This window comes from Enteractinococcus helveticum, from assembly GCF_020742345.1.
GTDB classification, from domain to species: Bacteria; Actinomycetota; Actinomycetes; order Actinomycetales; family Micrococcaceae; genus Yaniella; species Yaniella helvetica_A.
This window is the reverse complement of record NZ_DYXC01000167.1, coordinates 1-21,792: the sequence shown is the minus strand read 5'-3', so window position 1 is coordinate 21,792 and position 21,792 is coordinate 1. Positions and strand designations below refer to the sequence as shown.

The window sequence follows — 21,792 nt, the reverse complement described above, 5'->3', positions numbered from 1 at the left end:
GCAACGCCTAAGAAAGCAGTGATACCTTCAGTGTTGTTGGCCCAACACATATTGCCCAGACGACGTACTCATGAACACAACGACGAGCTCAGTTGGTCGTTGGCCGGAGCATGGGTCGCGTTTCGTGGTGTAGCAGCCCTTGCGACCGGTGTTCCGGTAGGTGTGCTGCGATTCGGTGGTATCCCAGGAGATCAAAACCTCAACCTCCGTGAAGTTGCACGTCAACAGTTTTGCTCACGCGCTGGTATGGCACCAAGTAGCGCCGGTGATCGATTTGGATATAATAATCCGACCCAACTTTGGCTTTACGCCACACTGATTTCGTCCATGCCGTGGCCGGTAACGGTTGTAGATATTCGCCTTCGACCTGTACTAGTTCGGCAAAGCGCCTACCTAGTTTCGCGACCGAAACAGACACGCTAGTGGTTTTACCCCTAAGGGTTCACAATCACACTCCTAACCCGACCCAGTCTACGAACATACACTGGCCTGGCTGTGGCGAGAGTTTCTCTATCAGGTTACGCAGTTGAGCGTTTTCGTTGAATCGGGCGCAGGATTGCGGATAGCTATCGAACTTCAAACCCGCCGATGCATCGGCAGCCGTGCAGCGTCCCCACTCGACTTTCAGCGTGGATTTCCTACCCGACGGATCCGGCGATCGCTGTTCACGAGAAAACTGGATTCCGCAAATCCCGCCGCTACCACGGCACGACGATGAGGCAATAAACTCTACACTTCTTCAGGGCCCAATGTGGTGACTTGTTCCAGCGTGAATTCGTTGGCCATCTTATTGATCTTGCTACTCGTCCGCCGCAGAGAACGACACCGCGCTAAGATGTCAAAATAACCCACGCCTTCGACCAACAACGACACAATGGTCCACCACCAGGTCGACCTCTTTTTTGCTATTCAACGACAGTCACTGAGACTGTCATCACTACAATGAACCCTAGAGTATCCAATAGCCAGAACTGCAGTAACCTATACCAAGATAAGATTTCAAGAACCCGTGCTATCACTTACTCAGAAAATTCTAACGACGAATCTTGTTGCAATTTCCTTTGCAGACTTCCAGCAAGCGTCTCGGCATAGGTCGCTGTGATATGGTGACTATCGCGCCACACGATGACGCCACCAACAACTGGCGCACAAGCCTCCGGCGAGCATATAGCATCCGTCATATCAACAGTCTCCGTATCGGTAGCTTCTGCGGCATCCAAGAGTCTTCCGTGACCGCTGAATTTCACAGCTTCTGTGCGATCTGCTGCGCACTCGATCAGATTTTCCTCATTTTCGGCTATACACTCCGGTACATCCATACGTGGCCTAGGCGTGTCGAGCAATACGGTCAGTCCTACACCTGCGTCCTGAATCTGAGTCCAGGCGTTTTCGAAGCCTTTTCCGACGTCACCGGTACGGACTCCTTCTGGGACTTCCGAGCTATCAGAGGCAGAATATGTTGACGCGCTCGCTATTACGTGATCGGGCGCCTCGGGTCCAGTAAAATGATCCAAAACATTTTCACCCCAGCCGTAGCAACTTTCATAGAAGCTTCCGCCAGCGTTCACTGCGACTGTGTTCAGCGCACACGCACTCTTGGTGTAAGTCTCTAGGCGCCAGTCATTAGCAGTGGCTATCTTCTGCAGTGCGGGTACCCACTGTGCAGCGTGCGAATCTCCTACGATTGCCACCACATAGTCCGAATCCGGATTGCCGTAAATACACGGGTCGAACTCTGTGGACGTATCATCTACGTGACAACCATCTCCATACACGTCGGCGACATCGTCATCAACTGTTGTAACATCTGGAGTCATATAAGTTACCTGATTCACCGGTTCTAGAGCGTCAGGGTCAATCTCTACAACCTCAGCACCCATGGGCTCATCTGCAGACAAAGCCATATCGCCGGTAGACGCTAGCTGGTTACTGGTAACTACGACTGCAACACCGATAACGCTTGTCGTAGCCATTAGTGACACCCCGGCGCGTAGCGCGCGTCCTGTTTTCTCTTTCAGTCGCTGCCAATGCCGGAAGGGTTCTTCGATATATTTGTAACTGAGCCAAGACGGGATGATCGCAAGAAGTACAATCAGCAACCCATACCGGATGCGTAGTACACCACCCGCAAGGTAGGCTGCGAATACTAAGAGCGGCCAATGCCACAAATATAGCGAATACGATAGGTCTCCAATCCATCGCATCGGTTTTACATTGAGAACTGTAGCGAATCCTCGTGTTGCCCTTCCGCTCATTCCGCCAACGATCACGCCAGCAGCTCCCAATGTAGGCAAGAGGGCAGCATATCCAGGGAACTGCGTTCCCTCAGTGTACAAAAGACCAGCCATTAAGATTGCCAGGAGACCGCCACCTTGAAGAGCGAATCCAAAGGCATCCGGAATCCTCTGCAGCTGCGTAGCGAAGATCGCAATTGCCGCTCCAATTGCAATCTCCCACAATCGTGTCGTAGTGACAAAATAAGCAGGGGCAGGATTCGCGTCTGTGTAATAGATCGACCAAATGAATGATGGCACGATCGCGATACCGACAGCGATTTGTAAAAGGATCTGGATGCGCACCCTGCGCGCATCCACTGTGTCAGGGCCTTTTCTACGCTTTGTCGCGAGCCAGAGTAACCCGATAAGCAGCGCAGGCCATAAGATATAGAACTGTTCTTCAACCGCGAGAGTCCAGAAGTGCTGAATCGGACTTGCAGCCTGTTCAGCGTTGAGATAGTCCGTACCACCGGCCAACACCCAGTTGACCACATAAAACGCACTAGCAATTATTTCAGTGCCAATGGCGTCCCATCTTGTACGCGGCAGAACGAGTAATGTCACAATCGCGACGAAAGCTAATACCACTGTGGCCGCTGGAAGGATTCTTCGGATCCGACGGGCATAAAAGTCGGCGAGCTCGATTCGACCTTTTTCCATCGACTGACGAACCAACATGCCCGTGATCAGAAACCCTGAGATGACAAAGAATACGTCAACTCCGACATAACCACCGGGAAGGAACGGTAATCCCGCGTGGTATAGCAAAACCAGACCCACAGCGACAGCCCGTAGGCCTTGAATGTCAGGTCGGAACTTAGAACCCGCTTTAACTGCGGGTTCACTGGGAGGTTTAGTTGTTGCTGATGTCATCGGAAATTGAATCTGCTTTCACTGTCGTGTTTGCGAACCACCGAGTCATGTTAACAATCGTTCCTGTGAAGTCTCCGTGAAGTTCCAGAACGGATGAAGCACTGAACACACCGAATTTGGCTGGTAGTTTCTTATTTGGCCACGTTCATGAACTGCTAATAGGATCTCTGCAACCAGAAACTTATGCCCGATATAGAGAGCCCCGCCTAAGCGAGGCCTCGATACGCCATTAGAAGCCTCCTCGCGCCCACACACCCTGCCAGGAAATCAACGTCTATTGCTGAGATCTGCAGACTGTCATAACGCTATCTCAACATATATGCAATAATCGTGCCTCCAACGTAGCCCAAACACTGTTTGAACTTCGGAGGTATGTCCATCGCCTGGCTTCAGCCAAGGTGTCCACCAACGGATCACCTCAAAGATCAAAGAACTAAGGCGGAAGAGTTGTTCGGCCGCGCTTTTTAAATTCCACGGACGGCGGGTAGGAACAACCTAAACTAAATCCATTGATATAAGAAAACCGTCTTACCTTCCCTGCACCAGCAGGAAGGAAGGTAAGACGGTTTTCCATTTCTGTGGGTCCTACCGGGATCGAACCGATGACCTACTCGGTGTAAACGAGTTGCTCTACCAGCTGAGCTAAAGACCCATGTGCTTGGCGTTTCCGCCCTGCAACAAGATTCAATAGTAGCCCATTATTTTTTGTTTTGCAAAACCGAGAGATGCTCGGTCATATTGCGGGCACCTTCCGTTGAGACAATCGTTTCCAGCACGTCTCCTTTACGATCAACCAGCAGGCTGACTCTCTTGGGCCGTCCCGTGGTCTCATCAAGGATTCCGTATTGCTTTGCTGCAGCACCATGCGGCCAGAAGTCAGAAAGAAAGGGAATCTCCAAGTCCAGCTCATCGGCAACTAGACGCAAAACAGGCGCTGAGTCTGGTGCTATAAGTCGTAAACCCACACTCATACCAGCCAGTTGATGAGCGACACTGCCAATCTCTTTGAGTTCTGACATACATACGGGGGTATAGGCGCCCGGAATGAAGATAAGCCAGGTGGCATCATGACCTGGCTGATCGGGCCCTTCAACGGGAGGAAATGGCCATTCCTGCCCGTACTGATCACGTAATGCGGGAACTGTCACTAGTGCGCGACTGCAGGTTCGAGTCGGGTTGCCAACCAGTCTTCAGAAACACCTGCCGTGGTGGTGGCACGAAAACCGGCCACAGTAGCGGCCTCAGAGATATCTGTTGGAGAGACATGACCGGGCTGTGAAGCCCGAGGCACCAGCAACCAAATTGACGCATCCTCATCGAGGTTGGTGGTGGCATCTTCAAGGGCATCAGTGAGATCAGCGACATCACCGTCATCGTCTCGCCACCACAGGAGCACTGCGTCGACCGGCTCTCGGTCCTCTTCGGTGAGGAACTCTTCGCCTAGGGCGTCCTCTAAACCGTTTCGGAATTCGAAGTCGATATCTTCATCCCATCCCAGCTCTTGGATAACATCCCCAACAGCTAGTTCGAGTTCAGCAATATAATGATTATTATCTGGGTTTTTACCAGACGCCGAGTTGCTCACAACACTCCTTTTACAAATTGTGGTTACTCTATTTTTCAAAATTCTTGAGGTATTAGCAACATCTTGCCATCTTATTGTGTTCTAGCTTGACCAGCGAGAGATTGCAGTTGACGTAACGAGTACTGATTACCCCTCCGATTGGACGGACAAGGGTAGAATCCCCTTTGAGATCCCTTTGACGTGACGCAATTGATCACAACCGAGATCATATGCGTGCCAATAAACGACAAGACACAATAGTCGTTAGTGAAAGAAAAGAGGTCAGCAGTGAGCACAGCTGAAGAAAGCTCTGACATCCTAAGTGGTTTGACCGATCACGCCCCCGACAAAGATCCTGAGGAAACTTCTGAATGGATCGAATCCTTTGACAGCTTGGTTGATGCCGCTGGAACGGAACGCGCCGAGTACATCATGCGCCAACTGTTGCAACGTGCCGGCACCAAATCTGTGGCCGTGCCGATGGTCACCACCACTGATTATGTCAACACCATTCCTGCCGATCAGGAACCAGAATATCCAGGCGATGAAGAACTAGAACGCCGTTACCGTAACTATTTGCGCTGGAATGCTGCTGCCATTGTGCAGCGAGCACAGCGTGACGGAGTAGGGGTTGGTGGCCATATTTCTTCATATGCTGGTCAGGCGACCCTATACGAAGTTGGGCTAAACCATTTCTTCCGCGGGCAGGACCATCCTGGCGGCGGTGACCAGATTTTTTTCCAGGGTCACTCCTCCCCCGGTAACTATGCACGGGCTTTCCTTGAGGGTCGTTTGAGCGAGAAAGAGCTCGATGGTTTCCGCCAGGAAAAATCTCAGGCTCCAAATGGCCTGCCATCGTACCCGCATCCGAAGATGCTGGATAACTTTTGGCAATTCCCAACTGTCTCAATGGGTCTCGGCCCCCTGAACGCTATTCACCAGGCGCAGTTCAACCGCTACCTTCATGACCGCGGGATCAAAGACACCTCAGACCAGCACGTTTGGGCATTCCTGGGTGACGGTGAGATGGATGAGCCCGAATCCCGCGGTGCGCTGCACATTGCTGCAAACAACAAACTGGATAACCTCACTTTCGTTATTAACTGTAATCTGCAGCGTCTCGACGGGCCGGTCAGAGGTAACGGCAAGATCGTCCAGGAGCTTGAAGCTTCCTTCCGTGGTGCCGGTTGGAATGTAATCAAAGTCCTGTGGGGTCGTGAATGGGATCCACTATTGGAAGCCGATGACACCGGTGAACTCGTTCGCGTCATGAATGAAACCCCAGACGGTGACTACCAGACTTACAAGGCTGAGTCCGGTGGCTTCGTACGCGAACATTTCTTCGGGCGCTCTTCAACAACCAAAGAACTCGTTGCCGACATGACTGACGATGAAATTTGGGGCCTGAAGCGCGGTGGCCACGACTACAAGAAGGTCTACGCTGCATACAAGGCAGCCGTTGAATACAAAGGCAAACCAACGGTAATTCTTGCCCATACTATTAAGGGCTACGGCCTGGGCCCTGGGTTCGAAGGCCGTAACGCGACCCACCAGATGAAAGAAATGACGATTGACGAGATCAAGATCTTCAGAGATCGTCACCGCATCCCGATTTCTGATGCACAGATCGAAAAGGATCAGTACGCCATGCCGTACTACCATCCGGGTCAAGACGCTGAAGAAATCAAGTACATGCAAGAGCGTCGCCGACAGCTCGGTGGATTTGTACCGGAACGTCGTAAGAAATACGATCCGCTGCCGCTGCCGCCAGAGTCGACATATAAGCACTCTCGTAAGGGATCGGGCAAACAGCAGATTGCCACCACCATGGCATTCGTTCGCCTGCTTCGTGACTTGATGCGTGACAAGAACATAGGTAAACGTATCGTGCCGATCATCCCGGATGAGGCGCGCACGTTCGGTATGGACTCGTTCTTCCCAACCGCAAAAATCTATAACCCACGCGGTCAGAACTACATGTCCGTCGACCGCGACCTATTCCTGTCGTATAAGGAATCCCCAGAAGGCCAGCTATGGCACGTAGGCATTAACGAAGCCGGTGCAACCTCAGCGCTGACTGCTGCAGGTACCTCATACTCGACCCACGGCGAGATCATGATTCCGGTTTACATCTTCTACTCGATGTTCGGATTCCAGCGCACCGGTGACAGCTTCTGGGCTGCAGCAGACCAGCTGACTCGTGGTTTCGTAATCGGTGCAACCGCAGGACGCACCACACTTGCAGGTGAAGGTACGCAGCACATGGATGGCCACTCGCCAATCCTCGCCGGAACCAACCCGGGCGTGAAGCACTACGATCCAGCATTCTCATACGAAATTGCCCACATCATGCGCAATGGTCTGTACGAGATGTACGGTGACCACGATATGGGTGATCACGTTCGTAACGTGATGTACTACATCACCGTTTACAACGAACCAATCACTCACCTCGACGAACCAGAAGGCATCGATATTGAGGGGCTGTTGAAGGGCATCTACCGATTCTCGACCTCTGATATTGGTGGGCCGAAGGTTCAGCTTATGGGTTCGGGGGTCTCTCTGCCATGGGTTATCGAAGCTGCTGAGGTCCTGGCCAACGACTGGGGTGTATCTGCAGACGTCTGGTCAGTCACGAGCTGGAACGAACTGCGCCGCGACGCTGTCGCTGCGGAACGTGATCAGCTCCTGAAACCAGACCAAGAACCACGGATCCCCTACGTCACCCAGGTTATGCAAGAAACCGAGGGGCCAGTAGTAGCAACCACTGACTTCGCTACCTTACTTCCAGATCAGATTCGACAGTACATTCCGAATAAATTCGCTACCCTTGGTGCCGATGACTTCGGATTCTCTGACACTCGTGCCGCTGCACGTCGCTACTTCGGTATCGACACCCACTCTGTTGTGGTTCGTGCACTGCAGCTATTGGAAGAAGATGGCAAGGTCGAAAAGGGGACTGCCGCCACTGCTTTCGCACAGTACCGCCTTGACGACGTCAACGCCGGTACCACAGGAACCGCAGGTGGAGACGCCTAGCCTCGCACCTGAGCCTTCATAACGAGCTCATTCTGGCTGCTGGTTCACTCCAGCAGCCAGAATGTTTAACAGTGCAGAGTGCTATGAGCTGAGCTACGATAATGTGGTGGTTAATCATTCTTCTCGCGTTGCAGGCACAAGTACACGGTCCAAGTTGCCGGCCTTATTCACAGACCGGCGATTGTTCCAGTAGTAACGGCTACTGTGGAAAGTCCTGCAATCTCCTATTACCTGACCCGGTTGCAGAGGATATAGAAATGTCTGCAATACTCGATACCTGAGCAATCCCCAATAATTTTTCTAGGCGATGTACACAAAATCGATCCCAGATAGTCGGAGGTTGCCAAATAAGTGAAGAACAGTTGGTCTGCCAAAATTCCTAGGCCGGTCTCCGCCGAAGCAAAAGCCGCGGTGCGTGCCCATCTTGGTGAGCTCAAAACCGCGGTCTTACATCAGCTCAACACTTCACTACCCTGGTATCGCGATTTGCCAGCGAGCCAACGAGCAAGTTTGGGAGAAATTGCACAACAAGGGCTCACGACTTTCGCTGATTGGTTCGAACATAGCGAGAACACCGTGAAGACCTCAGTCTCTGGAGTACTGCATTCGGTGTTCGGCAATGCACCAACGGAGCTCTCTCGTACCGTGTCTCTGCAACAGGCGGTACAGCTGCTCCGCACAGTCCTTCAGGTGGTTGAAACCCAGCTACCAGCGATCGTTGCGGAACCTGATAAAGCAGCCGCACGGTATGCAGTGGTGTTCTATTCTCGAGAGATCGCGTTCGCTCTTGCAGAAGTCTATGCTCGCGCTGCTGAAACCAGGGGTTCCTGGGACGCCAGATTGGAAGCGCTTTTATTAGATTCCATCCTGGCAGGAGACCGCGCAGATGAGATACGGTCACGAGCGGCAGCAACTGGTTGGAAAGCAAACCGCGGCATTACAGTCATGGTTGGCCAACCAGATCAACTTGAGGAACCTCAATTGGTTGCCAAGCTTCGCGAAATCGCTACGCGTGCCGATCTAGAAATTCTTATTGGTGTCCTTTCAGATCGGCTCGTCATTGTTCTGGGGGATGTCAATGATGTTGAAGCCGACACGAGGACCATTCAACGTGGATTTGGTGAGGGCCCTATTGTCTATGGCCGGATAGTTGACTCATTGGTCGATGCACCCAGCTCTGCGCAGGAAGCTCTTGAAGGATTTTCCGCGGCTCCGGCTTGGCCCGCTGCTCCACGGCCAGTAGCTGCTTCAGAACTTTTACCGGAACGGGCTTTAAATGGCGATACCGTTGCGCGAGCAGCGCTAACCAGTCAAGTGTATCGGCCACTATCGCGTGCGGGACATTCTCTGCTAGAGACTGTCGATGTCTACACGACAACGGGAGGGTCATTAGAGGCCACAGCACGTCAATTATTCATTCACGCCAACACTGTGCGTTATCGACTCAAGCGCGTCGCTGAGCTGACCGGATGGGATCCAACATCGCCAAGAGATGCATATGTCCTACAAGTAGCACTCATGACGGGTAGACTTGATACGGTCTTAAACCAGCCACAACAATGACCAGAAACAAGAACACCTTTGAGTGAACTCCAATTGTCGTTGTAGGAAACCTACAAAAACATTCGGTATACTCGTGGGCTAGCTTGACTGGTTATGTCCGAAGAATTTGGAAGAGTTGAATCTATGCTCGCAATCGTGTGCCCGGGACAGGGCTCTCAGACTCCAGGCTTTCTGGAACCGTGGCTCGAACTGCCCGGTATCTCTGAAACCCTCAACCAATGGTCAGAAGCCACTGGCGTCGATCTTGCAACCCACGGAACGACTTCTGATGAAGAGACAATCAAAGATACTGCGGTAGCTCAACCGCTGATCGTGGCAGCCGGACTCCTGGCAGCTCAAGCCCTCGAAGTCGAGAAACTCGACACAACTTCCTGGATGACTGCCGGGCACTCGGTCGGAGAAATCACCGCAGCCGGACTGGCTGGAGTGCTTTCCCCCATTGAGGCACTAGAATTCGTTCGGGTACGGGCACAAGGCATGGCTGCCGCCGCGGCAATAGAACCCACGGGTATGGCAGCAGTCCTAGGTGGTGACCAGGACGAAGTTATTTCATATCTGGAAGAGCACGGCATCACACCGGCAAACGTCAACGGTGGAAGCCAAGTCGTTGCTGCAGGCTCCAAAAAAGCTCTAGCAGCGCTTGCCGAAAACCCGATGGAAAAGACCCGCGTAATTGAGCTCAAGGTCGCAGGAGCATTTCACACTCAATATATGGAACCAGCGGTTGCGGAACTTGAAGCGTTTGCTCAAGGACTCATCACCCAAGATCCTGTAGTGGCTGTGGCCTCCAACAAGGATGGCACGTTGGTAACATCAGGCCAAGAATTTCTACACCGTCTCATCAGTCAAGTCACTTCACCTGTTCGCTGGGATCTATGCCAGCAGACCATGGTTGATGAAGGTGTCACAGGCGTCATCGAACTTTTGCCGGGCGGTACCCTGACCGGCATTGCACGCCGCGCTATGAAAGGCGTCAAGACGCTTGCAATCAAGACCCCTGGGGATCTTGAAAAAGCCCAACAGTTCATTGCCGAACATACCCAGACCATCTCAGCGTAAGGTTTTTTGTGTCCACAGCAACGTTAAATCAGTACACCACAAATACGGCTAGCCGAATTCTAGCTGTTGGCGGTTATCGTCCGTCTAAGCGCGTCACGAATGATGATCTGGCAGGACCAATCGATTCTTCCGATGAATGGATTCGCCAACGCACCGGTATCGTCACTCGCCAGCGCGCAGATGCTGAGACCAGCTTGACTGACATGGCTCTGGCAGCAGGACAACAGGCGATTGAACGAGCAGGTCTCGAAGCGGCCAATATCGGCGCTGTCATTGTTGCCACGGTAACCTTCCCATACCCCACCGGCTCAGCTGCTGCAGTCATCGCAGGAGAGCTAGGAATTCACGTACCCGCTTATGACATTTCAGCAGCATGCGCGGGCTACTGCTACGGCGTTGCGCAAGCAGACTCCTTGGTTCGTTCCGGTATGGCCGACTATGTTTTGGTCATTGGTGCCGAAAAACTCTCCGACTTCGTGGATCCCACCGACCGCTCGATTTCGTTCCTTCTCGGTGATGGTGCCGGAGCTGTTGTCGTTGGGGCTTCCGAGGAACCGGGTATCTCCAAATCCACCTGGGGTTCCAAAGGCGAAGACTGGGACATGATTCGCATGACTCGCTCCAGCATCGAAATGCGAAATATCATTCAGGAAGTCGAACGAACCGGAGATGCAACTGCAATCGTTGAGCCTGGTAGTCAAGGCAGCGTATGGCCGACTCTGCGTCAAGAGGGCCCATCAGTCTTTCGCTGGGCCGTGTGGGAAATGGCTAAAGTAGCCAAACAGACTTTAGCGAACGCCGGCGTAGAGGCAGAAGATCTTGCTGCATTCCTGCCCCACCAGGCGAATATGCGCATCATCGACGAGTTCGCCAAACAACTCAAACTTCCAGACCACGTTGCCATTGGACGCGATATTGCAGATGCGGGCAATACTTCAGCGGCCTCAATTCCACTGGCAATGCACCGCTTATTAGAAGAACAACCAGAACTATCTGGTGGTTTGGCTCTTCAAATTGGTTTCGGCGCCGGGCTGGTCTACGGCGCCCAGGTTGTACGTCTTCCCTAAGTCGGCACAATCTGTTCTGACCACAACATAGTCCGAAATAGTGCAAAGATCCTTCTTGCACGCCTACTTACAAGGAGCTGCTCATGGCTAACAAAGACGAAATCCTCTCCGGCCTAGCCGAAATCGTCAACGAAGAAACCGGTCTGGAGACTGAAGAAGTCCAGCTGGACAAAAACTTCACCGACGACCTCGACATCGACTCAATCTCGATGATGACCATTGTCGTCAACGCCGAAGAAAAATTCGACGTAAAAATCCCTGACGAAGAAGTCAAAAACCTCAAGACCGTTCAGGATGCTGTCGACTTCATCGCGAACGCTTCCTAACGGTAGAAGTCGGACATTACAGTCCGCCATGAGCGGTGGGCCGGGAACTTTCCCGGCCCGCTAGGCCGCCGGCGACTTCACGAAAACTCTAAAACCCTGGCCGCACTGTTGGCCAACAATTAATCGAGGCATTGGATATGACCCGTAAAGCCGTAATTACCGGTCTTGGCGCTACATCCCCAATCGGTGGCGACGTAGACACCATGTGGGCAAACGCCCTGGCAGGTACCTCTGGTGCGCGGCCAATAGAAGAAGACTGGGTAGAACAATATGACCTGCCTGTAACTTTTGCAGCGCAGCTCACGAATAAACCAACCGAAGTGCTCTCACGCGTCGAAGCACGTCGGATGGATCCCACCACACAAATGGGCTTAGTCGCAGCGCGCGAAGCCTGGGCCGACTCTGGGCTCAATGAATCGACGGTCGAATCAGAACGACTTGCGATCGCATTCGGCACCGGCATCGGTGGTGTCTGGACCCTATTGGATTCATGGGATAACCTGCGTGAACGTGGGCCCCGTCGTGTGCTACCAATGACCGTCCCTATGCTCATGCCAAATGGTGCAGCAGCAGCTATTTCCATGGATGTTTCTGCACGCGGTGGTGCACTGACCACCGTCTCAGCTTGTGCTTCCGGTACAGAAGCTATGGACAACGCTCGTCGTCTGATCGAAACTGGACAGGCTGATGTCGTCATCACCGGTGGAGCCGAAGCAGCTATCCACCCACTGCCCATTGCGGGATTTGCCGCAATGCAGGCCCTATCAAAGCGCAATGACGATCCACAAGCCGCATCACGCCCGTACGATACCGACCGTGACGGCTTCGTACTCGGTGAAGGAGCCGGTGCACTGGTACTGGAGTCTGAAGAACATGCGCGTGCGCGTGGCGCAAAGATCTACGCGGTTCTTGCCGGTTCTGGCGTTACCTCTGATGCTCACCACATAACTGCACCAGACCCAGAAGGTATGGGCGCATCTCGAGCTATCCGCGCAGCTCTCGAGTCAGGCGACATACGAACGGACGAAATCTTCCACGTCAATGCTCACGCAACCTCGACTCCGGTCGGTGACCGTCCTGAATATATAGCAATGAAATCCGTTTTTGCTGGTCACCTGGATAATGTTCTGGTATCGGCGACCAAGTCTCAAACGGGTCACTTACTCGGTGCATCAGGTGCAATTGAAGCGATCCTGACGGTACTTGCCATCCACCACCGTAAGGCACCGGTCACGATCAACCTAGATAATCAAGATCCAGATATTCCACTGAATGTGGTACACGGCCAGCCAGCTGAACTGCCCTCCGGCAATATTGCCGCAATGAGTAATTCCTTTGGCTTTGGTGGTCACAACGCGGTTGTTGCATTCCGCAGTTATTAGACACACAGAGTTAAACCAAACAGCGAAGGTCGGTTCCCGCTTGGGCACCGACCTTCGCCGTTAATGAAGGATCGTTGTGGAGGGTTAGCCTACCCGATGGAGCCAACGGACATTCGCACCATCAGCTGCCTGCCGGAAAGGTTCTAATTCTTCATCCCAGGCCTCCCCCAAAGCCAAAGAAAGCTCATGGTAGACAGCAGACGGGTCGCCGTTTGCATGTTCGTAGGCATAGCGGATGCGGTCTTCTGAGACCATAATATTGCCGGTTACGTCAGTTGTGGCATGGAAGATCCCCAGCTCTGGAGTGTGCGACCACCTGGAACCGTCCGATCCTAGTGATGCTTCTTCAGTAATTTCGTAGCGCAAATGTGCCCAGCCACGAAGTGACGAGGCCAATTTAGCCCCACTACCCTGAGAGGCAATCCAGTCGATCTCAGCACGATAGGTGCCTGGGGCTGCCGGCTGAGGCTCCCATTCTAACTTTTCCTGTGCACCCAAAGCAGCCCCAACTGCCCATTCAATATGTGGGCAGAGGGCTGCAGGGGCAGAGTGTACGTAGAGTACTCCTCTTGCTTCAATGTCAGACATTCCGATCCTCCGTTACTAGCGGTACGTCTTCCCCTACGACCACTGGATACAAGGATCCGAATGAACTAACAGCAACCATTATGCCCGATGACAATCGATATAGCCAACACCACGTTAACAGATGACGTAACGCAGCAAAAATACGACACACAGCAGGGACCGTCAACTTAACGACGCATAGATAAGCCCTTGCTGAGCCGCGACCTATGCACGCGGATGTGCCTGTTTATACCCCTGTCGCAAGCGTTCTATTGATACGTGTGTGTAAAGCTGCGTTGTTTGCAAGGATTCATGGCCCAATAGTTCCTGAACTGAACGTAGGTCGGCGCCGCCGTCGAGTAAATGCGTAGCTGCCGTATGCCGAAGGACGTGAACTCCTGAGGCAGACGTATCGCCTAATTCTCGCAGCATGTTATTAACCACTTCACGTATCTGACGCACACCGATGCGCCCACCACGAACTCCAAGAAAAATCGCAGGAGTATGTGGTTTGTCAGCAATAACTGACGGTCGGCCAATGCTCAACCATTTTTTCAGCGCCTGTACTGCAGGAGATGTTAACGGCACAACCCGTTGCTTGTTGCCTTTACCTATTACTTTGATCATTTCGTTTGAGAAATCTATATCCCCGATGTCGAGTCCTTCTAACTCCGCAACGCGAATTCCGGTAGAGTACAGCACTTCTACCATCGCAAGATCCCTGAGAGCAATCGGATTGAGTTCGGTCTCATCTTTGTTGAAAACGCGCGCGTGTAAGGCATCAAGTATTTGCCGGATTTGTGACTGGGTAAGTGTGCCTGGTAGTCGAGACGTTTGTTTAGAGGCAACTAGGCGGGCAGCAGGATTCTCGTCTCGCATATCTTGGCGAACTAACCATGACATGAACTGACGAATTGCTGTAGTCTTTCGAGCAATTGTGGTTCTACTCATCCCGGACCGATTAAGATGCGCCAACCACATTCTGAGATCGTCTAATGTCACACGTCGGAAAACTTCAATGGGTTCATCCTGCTCGGCTATCAAATCAGTGACTAATCCGATCAGATCAGATCGATACGATTTGATGGTATGAGCTGCACGATTCATTTGGTGCTCTAAATAATGACAGTACTCATCGATTAGTGCAGCGTCTTGGGACGATAGGTGGCTCTCCATATTTTTACTCTGACATGAAACGGCTCCGCTACAAAGCACTCGAATCAGGTGTTTCTCTGCTTTCGCCACATGCCTGCTTCTTGCTCTGCAAGCTTATGTCGCTCAAGTTTCGTCAGAATCCCTGTAATGGATGGTACCGCGAGGCCTGTGATGTCGCACAAATGTTCAAGTGTTGTTCTTTGTTGTACAGGTAGCGCTTCGAAAACTAACAGCTCTTCAACATTCAGCATGTCGTGGTCGCGCGCCACTTCGACATTGGCATGGGTGATATCGCTCCTGAATGGTTCGCCAAAGAGTGTGTCAAGATCGGCGGGATCATCGATAAGCATCGCTGGCGTCTCTTTGAGGAGTCGATGGCATCCTGCGGAAGTTGGCACCTGTATGGGTCCCGGAATTGCACCAACTATCCTGCCGAGCTCATGAGCGTGGTTTGCCGTGTTCAATGCACCAGAACGGTAGCGGGCTTCGACTACGATAGTTGCTGCCGAAAGCGCTGCAATGAGCCTATTTCGATTCAAGAAACGGTAACGGTTGGGTCGCATGCCCGGAGGCATCTCGGTTACCAGGACACCCTCTCGTGTGATCTCACGGAGCAGCTCTGTGTTACCCGCAGGATACAGGCGGTCTAGTCCACCTGCAAGGACACCGACGGTTGGGACTCCCTGACCCTCAACGGCTAGCGCTTGACGATGAGCGTGAGCATCAATTCCGTAGGCTCCACCAGATAACACCGTGATACCTTTTTGACGCGCTTTGATAGCCAGCATCTTTGTAGCTTTCTCACCATAATGGGTAGCTTCCCGGGAGCCAACTAGTCCTAAAGTAGTTTCCGCCGATGGAATGTCTCCATTGCCAAGTAGCCATAGACCGAGGGGTTCGGTAACTCCCAGATCCGCGAGTGCGGCAGGCCACTGCTCTTCCTCCGGAGTGATAAATCGTCCACCAATCCTGGCAATGTATCCTAAAGCTTGATCAGGCTTCAGATACTTTTTGCGTCGACGCCATCGTTCAATGGCCTCACCGAGGTTCCGCCTAATCTTTTGAGCTAGTTCTTCATTATCTGGGTCATAGCCAGTCAGCGTTTTCCAATCTTGCTGGCTCGGTATCGCTCCTTCAATAATTTCCAACAGTCGCTGTGGTCCCCAGGCTTGGGCACCTACGACGCCTAATGCGTCGGCTGGTTCAATGACTTGGGTCAAACCTGCACGTGCCCGGCGGAGTTCTTGATCAACCATGATGTTCTCCGGAAGTATTGAGCCGTAGGTACAGTGCCATGTCTATGTGTTCGGCACCGGGTTGGTCTGCCTGCAGTAGGTCTGCAATGCTCCAGGCCACGCGTAGAACACGACCATACCCGCGAGCGCTAATATCACCAGCATCTAGTGCGCGATCCAGGATACGTTTGGCTTCTGTGCTTACTTGTAACGCTGGTTCCCGGAATAGTCGCGCTGGAATGTGATGATTGCGTGTCAGCCCAAATCGGGATAGCCGTTGCCGACTCCGTTGTATGGCTTCAGTGACGCGACGAGCTACGGTCGCAGATGATTCCGCAGATTGTACGCCCGTTAGATGTTGCGAAGTTACCGGATGGACAGTGACCTGTAAGTCAATCCTGTCCAGTAGCGGCCCAGAAAGTTTATTAATATAGCGACGTCGCTGTAAAGATGTGCACCGACAGTGTTGGCCAGTGCCGTAACCATAACCGCAAGGACATGGATTTGTGGCTAGAACCAGCTGAAATTGTGCTGGAAACTCGACCGTGTGACGAGCCCGTTCCAATGTTACTTTGCCGCTTTCCAGTGGTTGTCTGAGCATGTCGAGGACATCGCGGTTGAACTCTGCGGCTTCATCAAGAAAGAGCACTCCCCCGTGTGCTCTGGATACTGCACCAGGTCGTATGATGCCCGATCCACCGCCAATGAGTGCTGTGGCAGTTGCAGAGTGATGGGGTGCCTGAAAGGGTGGACGTGTGGGTAGCTGTGTGTTGGTGTCTTCACTGTCCAGCAGCGTACGGATCGCTGCATTTTCCAAGGCGGTTTGTGGCTCCATGTCCGCCAAAATAGTTGGCAACCGCTGAGCCAACATGGTCTTACCTGCACCAGGTGGCCCTTGTAACAAGATGTGGTGTCCCCCGGCAGCTGCAATTTCTAAGGCCCACCGTGCTTCCTGTTGCCCTTGAACTTCAGCTAAGTCTAATTGTGGTTCTTCTTGCAAGCGGTTATTCTGTCTCTGCCAAAATGAAACACTTCGAGGTTCCAACGGTGCTCCAAAAGCATGGGCAACTTCTGAAAGATGGCTGAAGGCTCGCACCTGTGCACCCGGGACCATGTTCGCCTGAGCTTCAGCTGCGGTAGCAACAATAACTTCTGGATACCCGGATTCAACAGCAACCATAACTGCTGGCAAGATACCTGGTGCCGACTGGAGAGTACCGTCGAGACCAAGAGCAGCGAGAAAAATCGGCCCTGACTCGTTTGCGACTGCATAGTCAGCTCCCCAGGCCGCCATAATAATTGCAAGATCGAAATGGGAACCTCGCTTATGTAAGGACGCCGGCGTTAGGTTGACGGTGAGATGCCGTCGAGTTAAAGGGAGCCCAGTGTTTCGTGCTGCTGCTCGGATTCGGTCTTTTGCCTCCTGGAGCGACTTATCCGGAAGTCCTAAGAGGGTAAAGCCTGGCAGTGCATTGCCAATGTCTGCCTCGACGGTGACAAGACGCCCAGTCATTCCATTCAAGGCCACACTATAAGCCCGACCAATCCTAGTGGGTGAATCGACGTTGAGTACTACAGGAGTTTTGGCCTCTGACTCCATCTATCCCACATCCTGCAGTAAATCAGCGGTAATTTCCCCGTTGCTATCAATCAGGATTCCAACCACATCGATACGCATTGAAGTATGGGCATATCGCGGGTAAACAGCTTGCTTATAGTGCAGCAGACCGCGTTGGATGCGCCGCAACTGTGTAGCCGAAACTGAGCCCAACGGGTCGCCAAAGCCCATGCCTGAGCGAGTCTTGATTTCAAGGGCAACCAGCTGCTGACGTTGGTAGGCGATGATATCGACTTCTCCGGTAGGAGCTGGCCAATTGTGCTCTAAAATCCGGTATCCAGCATTGGTTAGTGCTGCTATGGCAATTTCTTCGCCATAGTGGCCTAATGCGATGTGATCGTTTTGTGAGGGGTTGATCGTCATATAGCCTCACCTCCACCTTCAGTCTGAAGGTAAGTCACAACTTTGTGGCGAAGGCAAGACCGGAATGTGGATAACCTCGAGGGCCACGAAACCGTTGCGGGAATGGCAGCTATTCGATCGGCGGTGGTGCTACGAACGGACCGTCGGCTGGCATATCTGGATCATCTCGGCTCGGGAGTTCTTCGATATTGACGTCTCGGAAGCTCAGAACCCTGGCGCGTTGAATAAAGCGTGAAGAGCGGAAAACATCCCAGACCCAGGCATCAACGAGTAGCAATTCGAAATATGTGTCCCCGGTTTCATGATGCGTGATGACTTCAACCGAATTCGCTAAGTAGAACCGACGATCCGTTTCGACAATGTATCGAAATAATCCGATCACGTCCCGGTACTCTCTGTACAGGTTGAGTTCTTGGTCGGCTACATAATGCGCCAACTCATCATCGCGATCAGTCATGCCTCACATCGTAGTGGTTTCTGCCATCACCTGGCATCCGGGATTACAACAAACGCGGTTGTATCGCTGCTGGCACAAGGTTCCACGACTTTCGGTGATAGTCCGTGACGCCTCGTTCGGCGAGCGCTGTCCGGTGGGCCGCTGAACCATAGCCCTTATTACGGTCCCATCCATAATCTGGATGTAGCTTTGCTAACTCAACCATCAGCGCATCTCGTGCAACCTTGGCTGTAATGGCTGCCGCAGAGACGGTTGCACAGGTGGCATCGGCTTTTGTTTGCAATACGATATGCGCATCAATCGGTGCGAGCAGTTCCACCAAATCTGCTGGTGCATTCTGTAGCCATTGCGTATTACCATCTAACACCAAACCCGCCGGCACGGGGCTGTGCGAGACGAGTTGATCCCACGCCCGACGACCAGCCAAACCAAGGGCCGCAGATATGCCAAATGCGTCGATCTCATCTGCTGTCGCCATCCCGACAGCAGTCGACGCCCAGACCGGAATAGTCTCCATAAGCTTCTCACGTTGTTTCGCAGTGAGCTTCTTTGAATCTCTTAAACCAGGTAGCGGCTGACTCATTGCAATATCTACCGCTGCGATTCCTACAGCGACGGGGCCAGCAAGAGCGCCCCGACCTACCTCATCCATTCCAGCGATCATGGTGTGACCGCACATATCAGCTAACTGAGTTTCGATGGAAAAATCTGGGACGCTGATCATCGTTCTGGAACCTGTTCGAAGGGTTCGTTGTTGGAGCCAGCGGAACCCCAACGTTGTATTGGCCAAGCGATAACCTCAGCGCGCCCCACGACGTCAGTCACATCTACGAAGCCGTCATTCGGTCCATTGACATGACTGCGTGAGTCACCGGAAGCATCTCTGTGATCTCCCATGACCCATAATTTACCTTCCGGAACGGTGACATCGAAATCGACATCAGATCCGGCGACCCCGGGGTATAAATACGGCTCATCGATCGGAGTGCCATTGACTACGAGCCGCCCAGTGCCGTCTTCGACGGTAACATGGTCGCCGGACTTGCCGATAATGCGCTTGACCAAGTGCTGCTCTGAAGTCGAAGGATAAAGGCCGAGTACTTCGAGAGTTTTATAAAAAGCGTTCGTTTCCACTTCCGCAGGAGGCAACCACCCGTAGTGATCTTCGAAGACCACGACATCGCCACGTTCTAGATTCTCTTCGGAATCCACGATGAGATTGACGAAAATACGATCATTGACCTGTAGCGTTTCTTCCATTGACCCAGAAGGGATCAAGAATGCTCGGAAGAAGAATGTGCGGATCACAAAAGAGACGACGAGGGCAATCGCAAGGATGATCAGAACTTCTCTGATGCCCCGCAAAAACCCGCTGGGTCGTCTCCCAGCCGATCGATCTGAATGTTTTGCTCTCATCGTGTACTGATCACCGGCCCATAAATCTTAGTCTTCTGAATCATACCCCCGCCTGGAGCACCGAGTAATGCTCGTGAGTCGATCGAGTCGTATCGGTTGTCTCCCAGCAGGAATACCCTATTCTCTGGAACTTCCACCAGAAAAGGACTAGAAGACGCTGGGCGATCTGGCTCGGCTAGATACGGTTCATCTAATGATTCGCCATTCACCTTGAGACGTCCACTGGAATCACAACACTCGATGGTGTCACCTGGCACTCCTATGATCCGTTTCACCACTGCGTTATGCTGTGGCGTCATACCAAGCAGGTTTAACGCACCGTCAAAGAAACGCTTCATCGTAGTTTCGGATTCATATGGATAAAAGCTGCCAGACCCATCAAATACGACGACATCCCCGGACTGAGGTTCGTTGGTTTCGTAGGCATCAGGATCCACCTCAATGCGATCACCAATTTGTAAACCTGGCTCCATGGAAGCTGATGGAATCGTATAAGTATTGACGTTATATGCTCGGAAAATAAAAACACCGGCAATCATTGTGATGAGTAATAGCAGACCGGTCAGCATCCACTTATTAACGCCAAAAGCGGGCCGACTCCCCTGCGAAGAAGGATCCCCGGCCCGCTGTGATCTAGACGAATTCGTCACGAACGGTAAACGAACTTAGTTACGTTTCTCTGGGATACGTGCAGCTTTACCGCTACGATCGCGCATGTAGTACAGCTTGGCACGACGAACATGACCACGCTTCTTAACTTCAATCTTGTCGATGATTGGCGAATGCACAGGGAACTGACGCTCAATGCCTACACCAAATGAAGTCTTGCGAACCGTGAAGGTCTCGGAAACGCCGGTGCCCTGACGAGCCATGACGAAGCCTTCGAAAACCTGAATACGCTGGGTTTTACCTTCAACGATGTTCACGTGTACAGCAACAGTGTCACCAGGTCGGAAGTCTGGGACATCGTCGCGCAGTGATTTCTGATTCAGCTGATCAATAAGATTCATGGAGTGTACTCCTAGTGATGCGCCGCAGGTCGCCCACATACTTCAGCAAGCTCGTCCGGCTTGCGGTGGAAATTTCGAGGTCCAACATCCAGCCGGTACCCCGGCGCCCAACGTTGGTGAGCTGATCCCCTACGGCAGAACAGACACCCATCAGGCACAACGACTTATTATGCCATATTTTGATGCTTTGTCCATAAATCAGGACGTCGCTCACGAGTCCTCTCGACCTGCTGTTCCTTTCGCCAGGCCGCAATTTTAGCGTGATCGCCTGATAACAATATTTCAGGCACGTCATAACCTCGCCATGACGATGGTTTCGTATAAACCGGGTACTCAAGCAGCCCGTCATCGCTATGAGACTCTTCTATCAGCGACTCAGGATTACCCACTACGCCTGGCACTAGTCGGCCGATGGCTTCGATCATGGCCAGGGCTGCGACTTCCCCTCCGTTCAGCACGTAATCTCCAAGCGACATGAGCCGGACATCAAAACGCTCCTGGGCCCAATGGAATAGCCGCTCGTCTATACCCTCATAGCGTCCACATGCGAACACTAGATGTTCTGTTTCAGCTAATTCGTAGGCAACAGCTTGACTGAAGACCTCTCCAGATGGAGTTGGCACAATCAAAATAGGTTTCTTTACCGGTGACTCTTTGGAAATTTCTTCCAACGATAGTGCCCAGGGTTCGGGTTTCATAACCATCCCCGCACCACCGCCATAAGGAGTATCATCCACTGTCTTATGGCGATCAAAAGTGTAGTTGCGCAGATCATGTACGTGGATGTTTAGTAGCTCGGACCTTTGTGCTTTTCCGAGTAAC

The 21,792-nt window shown here is 52.4% G+C and carries 21 protein-coding genes and 1 tRNA gene; 6 read left to right on the top strand and 16 right to left on the bottom strand.

Features of this window, described 5'->3' with window-relative positions; genetic code table 11:
* Positions 1-199: 199 nt before the first annotated feature.
* The 5 genes from K8V32_RS14745 to K8V32_RS14210 all read right to left on the bottom strand — a co-directional run bounded on the left by K8V32_RS14745 (position 200) and on the right by K8V32_RS14210 (position 4,734).
* Positions 200-316 carry a Mu transposase domain-containing protein gene (locus K8V32_RS14745; RefSeq protein WP_524536751.1) on the bottom strand — a complete coding sequence of 39 codons (117 nt, stop codon included), beginning with the start codon at positions 314-316 and terminating at the stop codon, positions 200-202.
* Between the two features lie 703 nt (positions 317-1,019).
* On the bottom strand, positions 1,020-3,149 hold the full coding sequence (locus tag K8V32_RS14225; protein WP_303908958.1) for an acyltransferase family protein: 2,130 nt from the start codon (positions 3,147-3,149) through the stop codon (positions 1,020-1,022).
* Positions 3,150-3,728: 579 nt separating this feature from the next.
* Positions 3,729-3,801: transfer RNA gene (locus K8V32_RS14220), tRNA-Val, on the bottom strand.
* Positions 3,802-3,847: 46 nt separating this feature from the next.
* Positions 3,848-4,297 carry a redoxin domain-containing protein gene (locus K8V32_RS14215; protein ID WP_303908955.1) on the bottom strand — a complete coding sequence of 150 codons (450 nt, stop codon included), beginning with the start codon at positions 4,295-4,297 and terminating at the stop codon, positions 3,848-3,850.
* On the bottom strand, positions 4,297-4,734 hold the full coding sequence (locus K8V32_RS14210) for a DUF3052 domain-containing protein (protein ID WP_303908952.1): 438 nt from the start codon (positions 4,732-4,734) through the stop codon (positions 4,297-4,299). The genes K8V32_RS14215 and K8V32_RS14210 overlap by 1 nt, the downstream gene beginning before the upstream one ends.
* 267 nt (positions 4,735-5,001) lie before the next feature.
* On the opposite strand from K8V32_RS14210, the gene aceE reads away from it, so the two are divergent.
* The 6 genes from aceE to fabF all read left to right on the top strand — a co-directional run bounded on the left by aceE (position 5,002) and on the right by fabF (position 13,149).
* Positions 5,002-7,752 carry a pyruvate dehydrogenase (acetyl-transferring), homodimeric type gene (aceE, locus tag K8V32_RS14205; RefSeq protein ID WP_303908949.1) on the top strand — a complete coding sequence of 917 codons (2,751 nt, stop codon included), beginning with the start codon at positions 5,002-5,004 and terminating at the stop codon, positions 7,750-7,752.
* 351 nt (positions 7,753-8,103) lie between these two features.
* Positions 8,104-9,315: a PucR family transcriptional regulator gene (locus tag K8V32_RS14200; RefSeq protein WP_303908947.1), complete on the top strand. Its 1,212-nt coding sequence runs from the start codon at positions 8,104-8,106 to the stop codon at positions 9,313-9,315.
* Positions 9,316-9,438: 123 nt separating this feature from the next.
* A complete protein-coding gene (locus tag K8V32_RS14195; RefSeq protein WP_303908964.1) occupies positions 9,439-10,374 on the top strand; it encodes an ACP S-malonyltransferase in 936 nt (311 codons plus the stop codon).
* Between the two features lie 8 nt (positions 10,375-10,382).
* A complete protein-coding gene (locus tag K8V32_RS14190; protein WP_303908944.1) occupies positions 10,383-11,441 on the top strand; it encodes a beta-ketoacyl-ACP synthase III in 1,059 nt (352 codons plus the stop codon).
* Positions 11,442-11,524: 83 nt separating this feature from the next.
* Entirely contained in the window at positions 11,525-11,767 is a 243-nt protein-coding gene (locus K8V32_RS14185; RefSeq protein ID WP_303908941.1) for an acyl carrier protein, read from the top strand.
* 137 nt (positions 11,768-11,904) lie between these two features.
* Positions 11,905-13,149: a beta-ketoacyl-ACP synthase II gene (gene fabF / locus K8V32_RS14180; protein ID WP_303908938.1), complete on the top strand. Its 1,245-nt coding sequence runs from the start codon at positions 11,905-11,907 to the stop codon at positions 13,147-13,149.
* Positions 13,150-13,233: 84 nt separating this feature from the next.
* Here the strand turns inward: fabF and K8V32_RS14175 are convergent, their stop codons facing one another.
* The 11 genes from K8V32_RS14175 to trmD form a co-directional block, all read right to left on the bottom strand.
* Positions 13,234-13,737: a DUF3145 domain-containing protein gene (locus K8V32_RS14175; protein ID WP_303908935.1), complete on the bottom strand. Its 504-nt coding sequence runs from the start codon at positions 13,735-13,737 to the stop codon at positions 13,234-13,236.
* Positions 13,738-13,941: 204 nt separating this feature from the next.
* Complete coding sequence (locus K8V32_RS14170) at positions 13,942-14,961, bottom strand: tyrosine recombinase XerC (protein WP_303908932.1); 1,020 nt, start codon at positions 14,959-14,961, stop codon at positions 13,942-13,944.
* A complete protein-coding gene (dprA, locus tag K8V32_RS14165; RefSeq protein WP_303908930.1) occupies positions 14,937-16,127 on the bottom strand; it encodes a DNA-processing protein DprA in 1,191 nt (396 codons plus the stop codon). The genes K8V32_RS14170 and dprA overlap by 25 nt, the downstream gene beginning before the upstream one ends.
* The gene (locus tag K8V32_RS14160) at positions 16,120-17,706 is read right to left on the bottom strand and encodes a YifB family Mg chelatase-like AAA ATPase (RefSeq protein ID WP_303908927.1); all 1,587 of its coding nucleotides are present in this window, start codon (positions 17,704-17,706) and stop codon (positions 16,120-16,122) included. Before K8V32_RS14160 ends, dprA begins: the two co-directional genes overlap by 8 nt.
* Positions 17,707-18,087 carry a YraN family protein gene (locus tag K8V32_RS14155; RefSeq protein ID WP_303908923.1) on the bottom strand — a complete coding sequence of 127 codons (381 nt, stop codon included), beginning with the start codon at positions 18,085-18,087 and terminating at the stop codon, positions 17,707-17,709.
* 109 nt (positions 18,088-18,196) lie between these two features.
* On the bottom strand, positions 18,197-18,544 hold the full coding sequence (locus K8V32_RS14150) for a DUF2469 family protein (RefSeq protein ID WP_303908919.1): 348 nt from the start codon (positions 18,542-18,544) through the stop codon (positions 18,197-18,199).
* Positions 18,545-18,587: 43 nt separating this feature from the next.
* Positions 18,588-19,268 (bottom strand): ribonuclease HII, encoded by a 681-nt coding sequence (gene rnhB / locus K8V32_RS14145; RefSeq protein WP_303908916.1) that lies wholly within the window; start codon positions 19,266-19,268, stop codon positions 18,588-18,590.
* Positions 19,265-19,909, bottom strand: a complete 645-nt coding sequence (gene lepB / locus K8V32_RS14140) for a signal peptidase I (RefSeq protein ID WP_303908913.1) — start codon at positions 19,907-19,909, stop codon at positions 19,265-19,267. The genes rnhB and lepB (K8V32_RS14140) overlap by 4 nt, the downstream gene beginning before the upstream one ends.
* Before the next feature lie 47 nt (positions 19,910-19,956).
* The gene (gene lepB, locus K8V32_RS14135) at positions 19,957-20,529 is read right to left on the bottom strand and encodes a signal peptidase I (protein ID WP_303908910.1); all 573 of its coding nucleotides are present in this window, start codon (positions 20,527-20,529) and stop codon (positions 19,957-19,959) included.
* Positions 20,530-20,625: 96 nt separating this feature from the next.
* A complete protein-coding gene (gene rplS, locus K8V32_RS14130) occupies positions 20,626-20,970 on the bottom strand; it encodes a 50S ribosomal protein L19 (RefSeq protein ID WP_043055477.1) in 345 nt (114 codons plus the stop codon).
* A gap of 167 nt (positions 20,971-21,137) precedes the next feature.
* The coding region (trmD, locus tag K8V32_RS14125; protein WP_303908904.1) for a tRNA (guanosine(37)-N1)-methyltransferase TrmD at positions 21,138-21,792 on the bottom strand (655 nt) is incomplete at its 5' end.

What these genes read in the sequence shown, in the direction of transcription:
- K8V32_RS14225 (WP_303908958.1), bottom strand. Translation starts at nt 3,149, where the DNA reads ATGACATCAGCAACAACTAAACCTCCCAGTGAACCCGCAGTTAAAGCG.
- K8V32_RS14195 (WP_303908964.1), top strand. Translation starts at nt 9,439, where the DNA reads ATGCTCGCAATCGTGTGCCCGGGACAGGGCTCTCAGACTCCAGGCTTT.
- K8V32_RS14185 (WP_303908941.1), top strand. Translation starts at nt 11,525, where the DNA reads ATGGCTAACAAAGACGAAATCCTCTCCGGCCTAGCCGAAATCGTCAAC.
- fabF (WP_303908938.1), top strand. Translation starts at nt 11,905, where the DNA reads ATGACCCGTAAAGCCGTAATTACCGGTCTTGGCGCTACATCCCCAATC.
- K8V32_RS14175 (WP_303908935.1), bottom strand. Translation starts at nt 13,737, where the DNA reads ATGTCTGACATTGAAGCAAGAGGAGTACTCTACGTACACTCTGCCCCT.
- dprA (WP_303908930.1), bottom strand. Translation starts at nt 16,127, where the DNA reads ATGGTTGATCAAGAACTCCGCCGGGCACGTGCAGGTTTGACCCAAGTC.
- K8V32_RS14160 (WP_303908927.1), bottom strand. Translation starts at nt 17,706, where the DNA reads ATGGAGTCAGAGGCCAAAACTCCTGTAGTACTCAACGTCGATTCACCC.
- K8V32_RS14155 (WP_303908923.1), bottom strand. Translation starts at nt 18,087, where the DNA reads ATGACGATCAACCCCTCACAAAACGATCACATCGCATTAGGCCACTAT.
- K8V32_RS14150 (WP_303908919.1), bottom strand. Translation starts at nt 18,544, where the DNA reads ATGACTGATCGCGATGATGAGTTGGCGCATTATGTAGCCGACCAAGAA.
- rnhB (WP_303908916.1), bottom strand. Translation starts at nt 19,268, where the DNA reads ATGATCAGCGTCCCAGATTTTTCCATCGAAACTCAGTTAGCTGATATG.
- lepB (WP_303908910.1), bottom strand. Translation starts at nt 20,529, where the DNA reads ATGCTGACCGGTCTGCTATTACTCATCACAATGATTGCCGGTGTTTTT.
- rplS (WP_043055477.1), bottom strand. Translation starts at nt 20,970, where the DNA reads ATGAATCTTATTGATCAGCTGAATCAGAAATCACTGCGCGACGATGTC.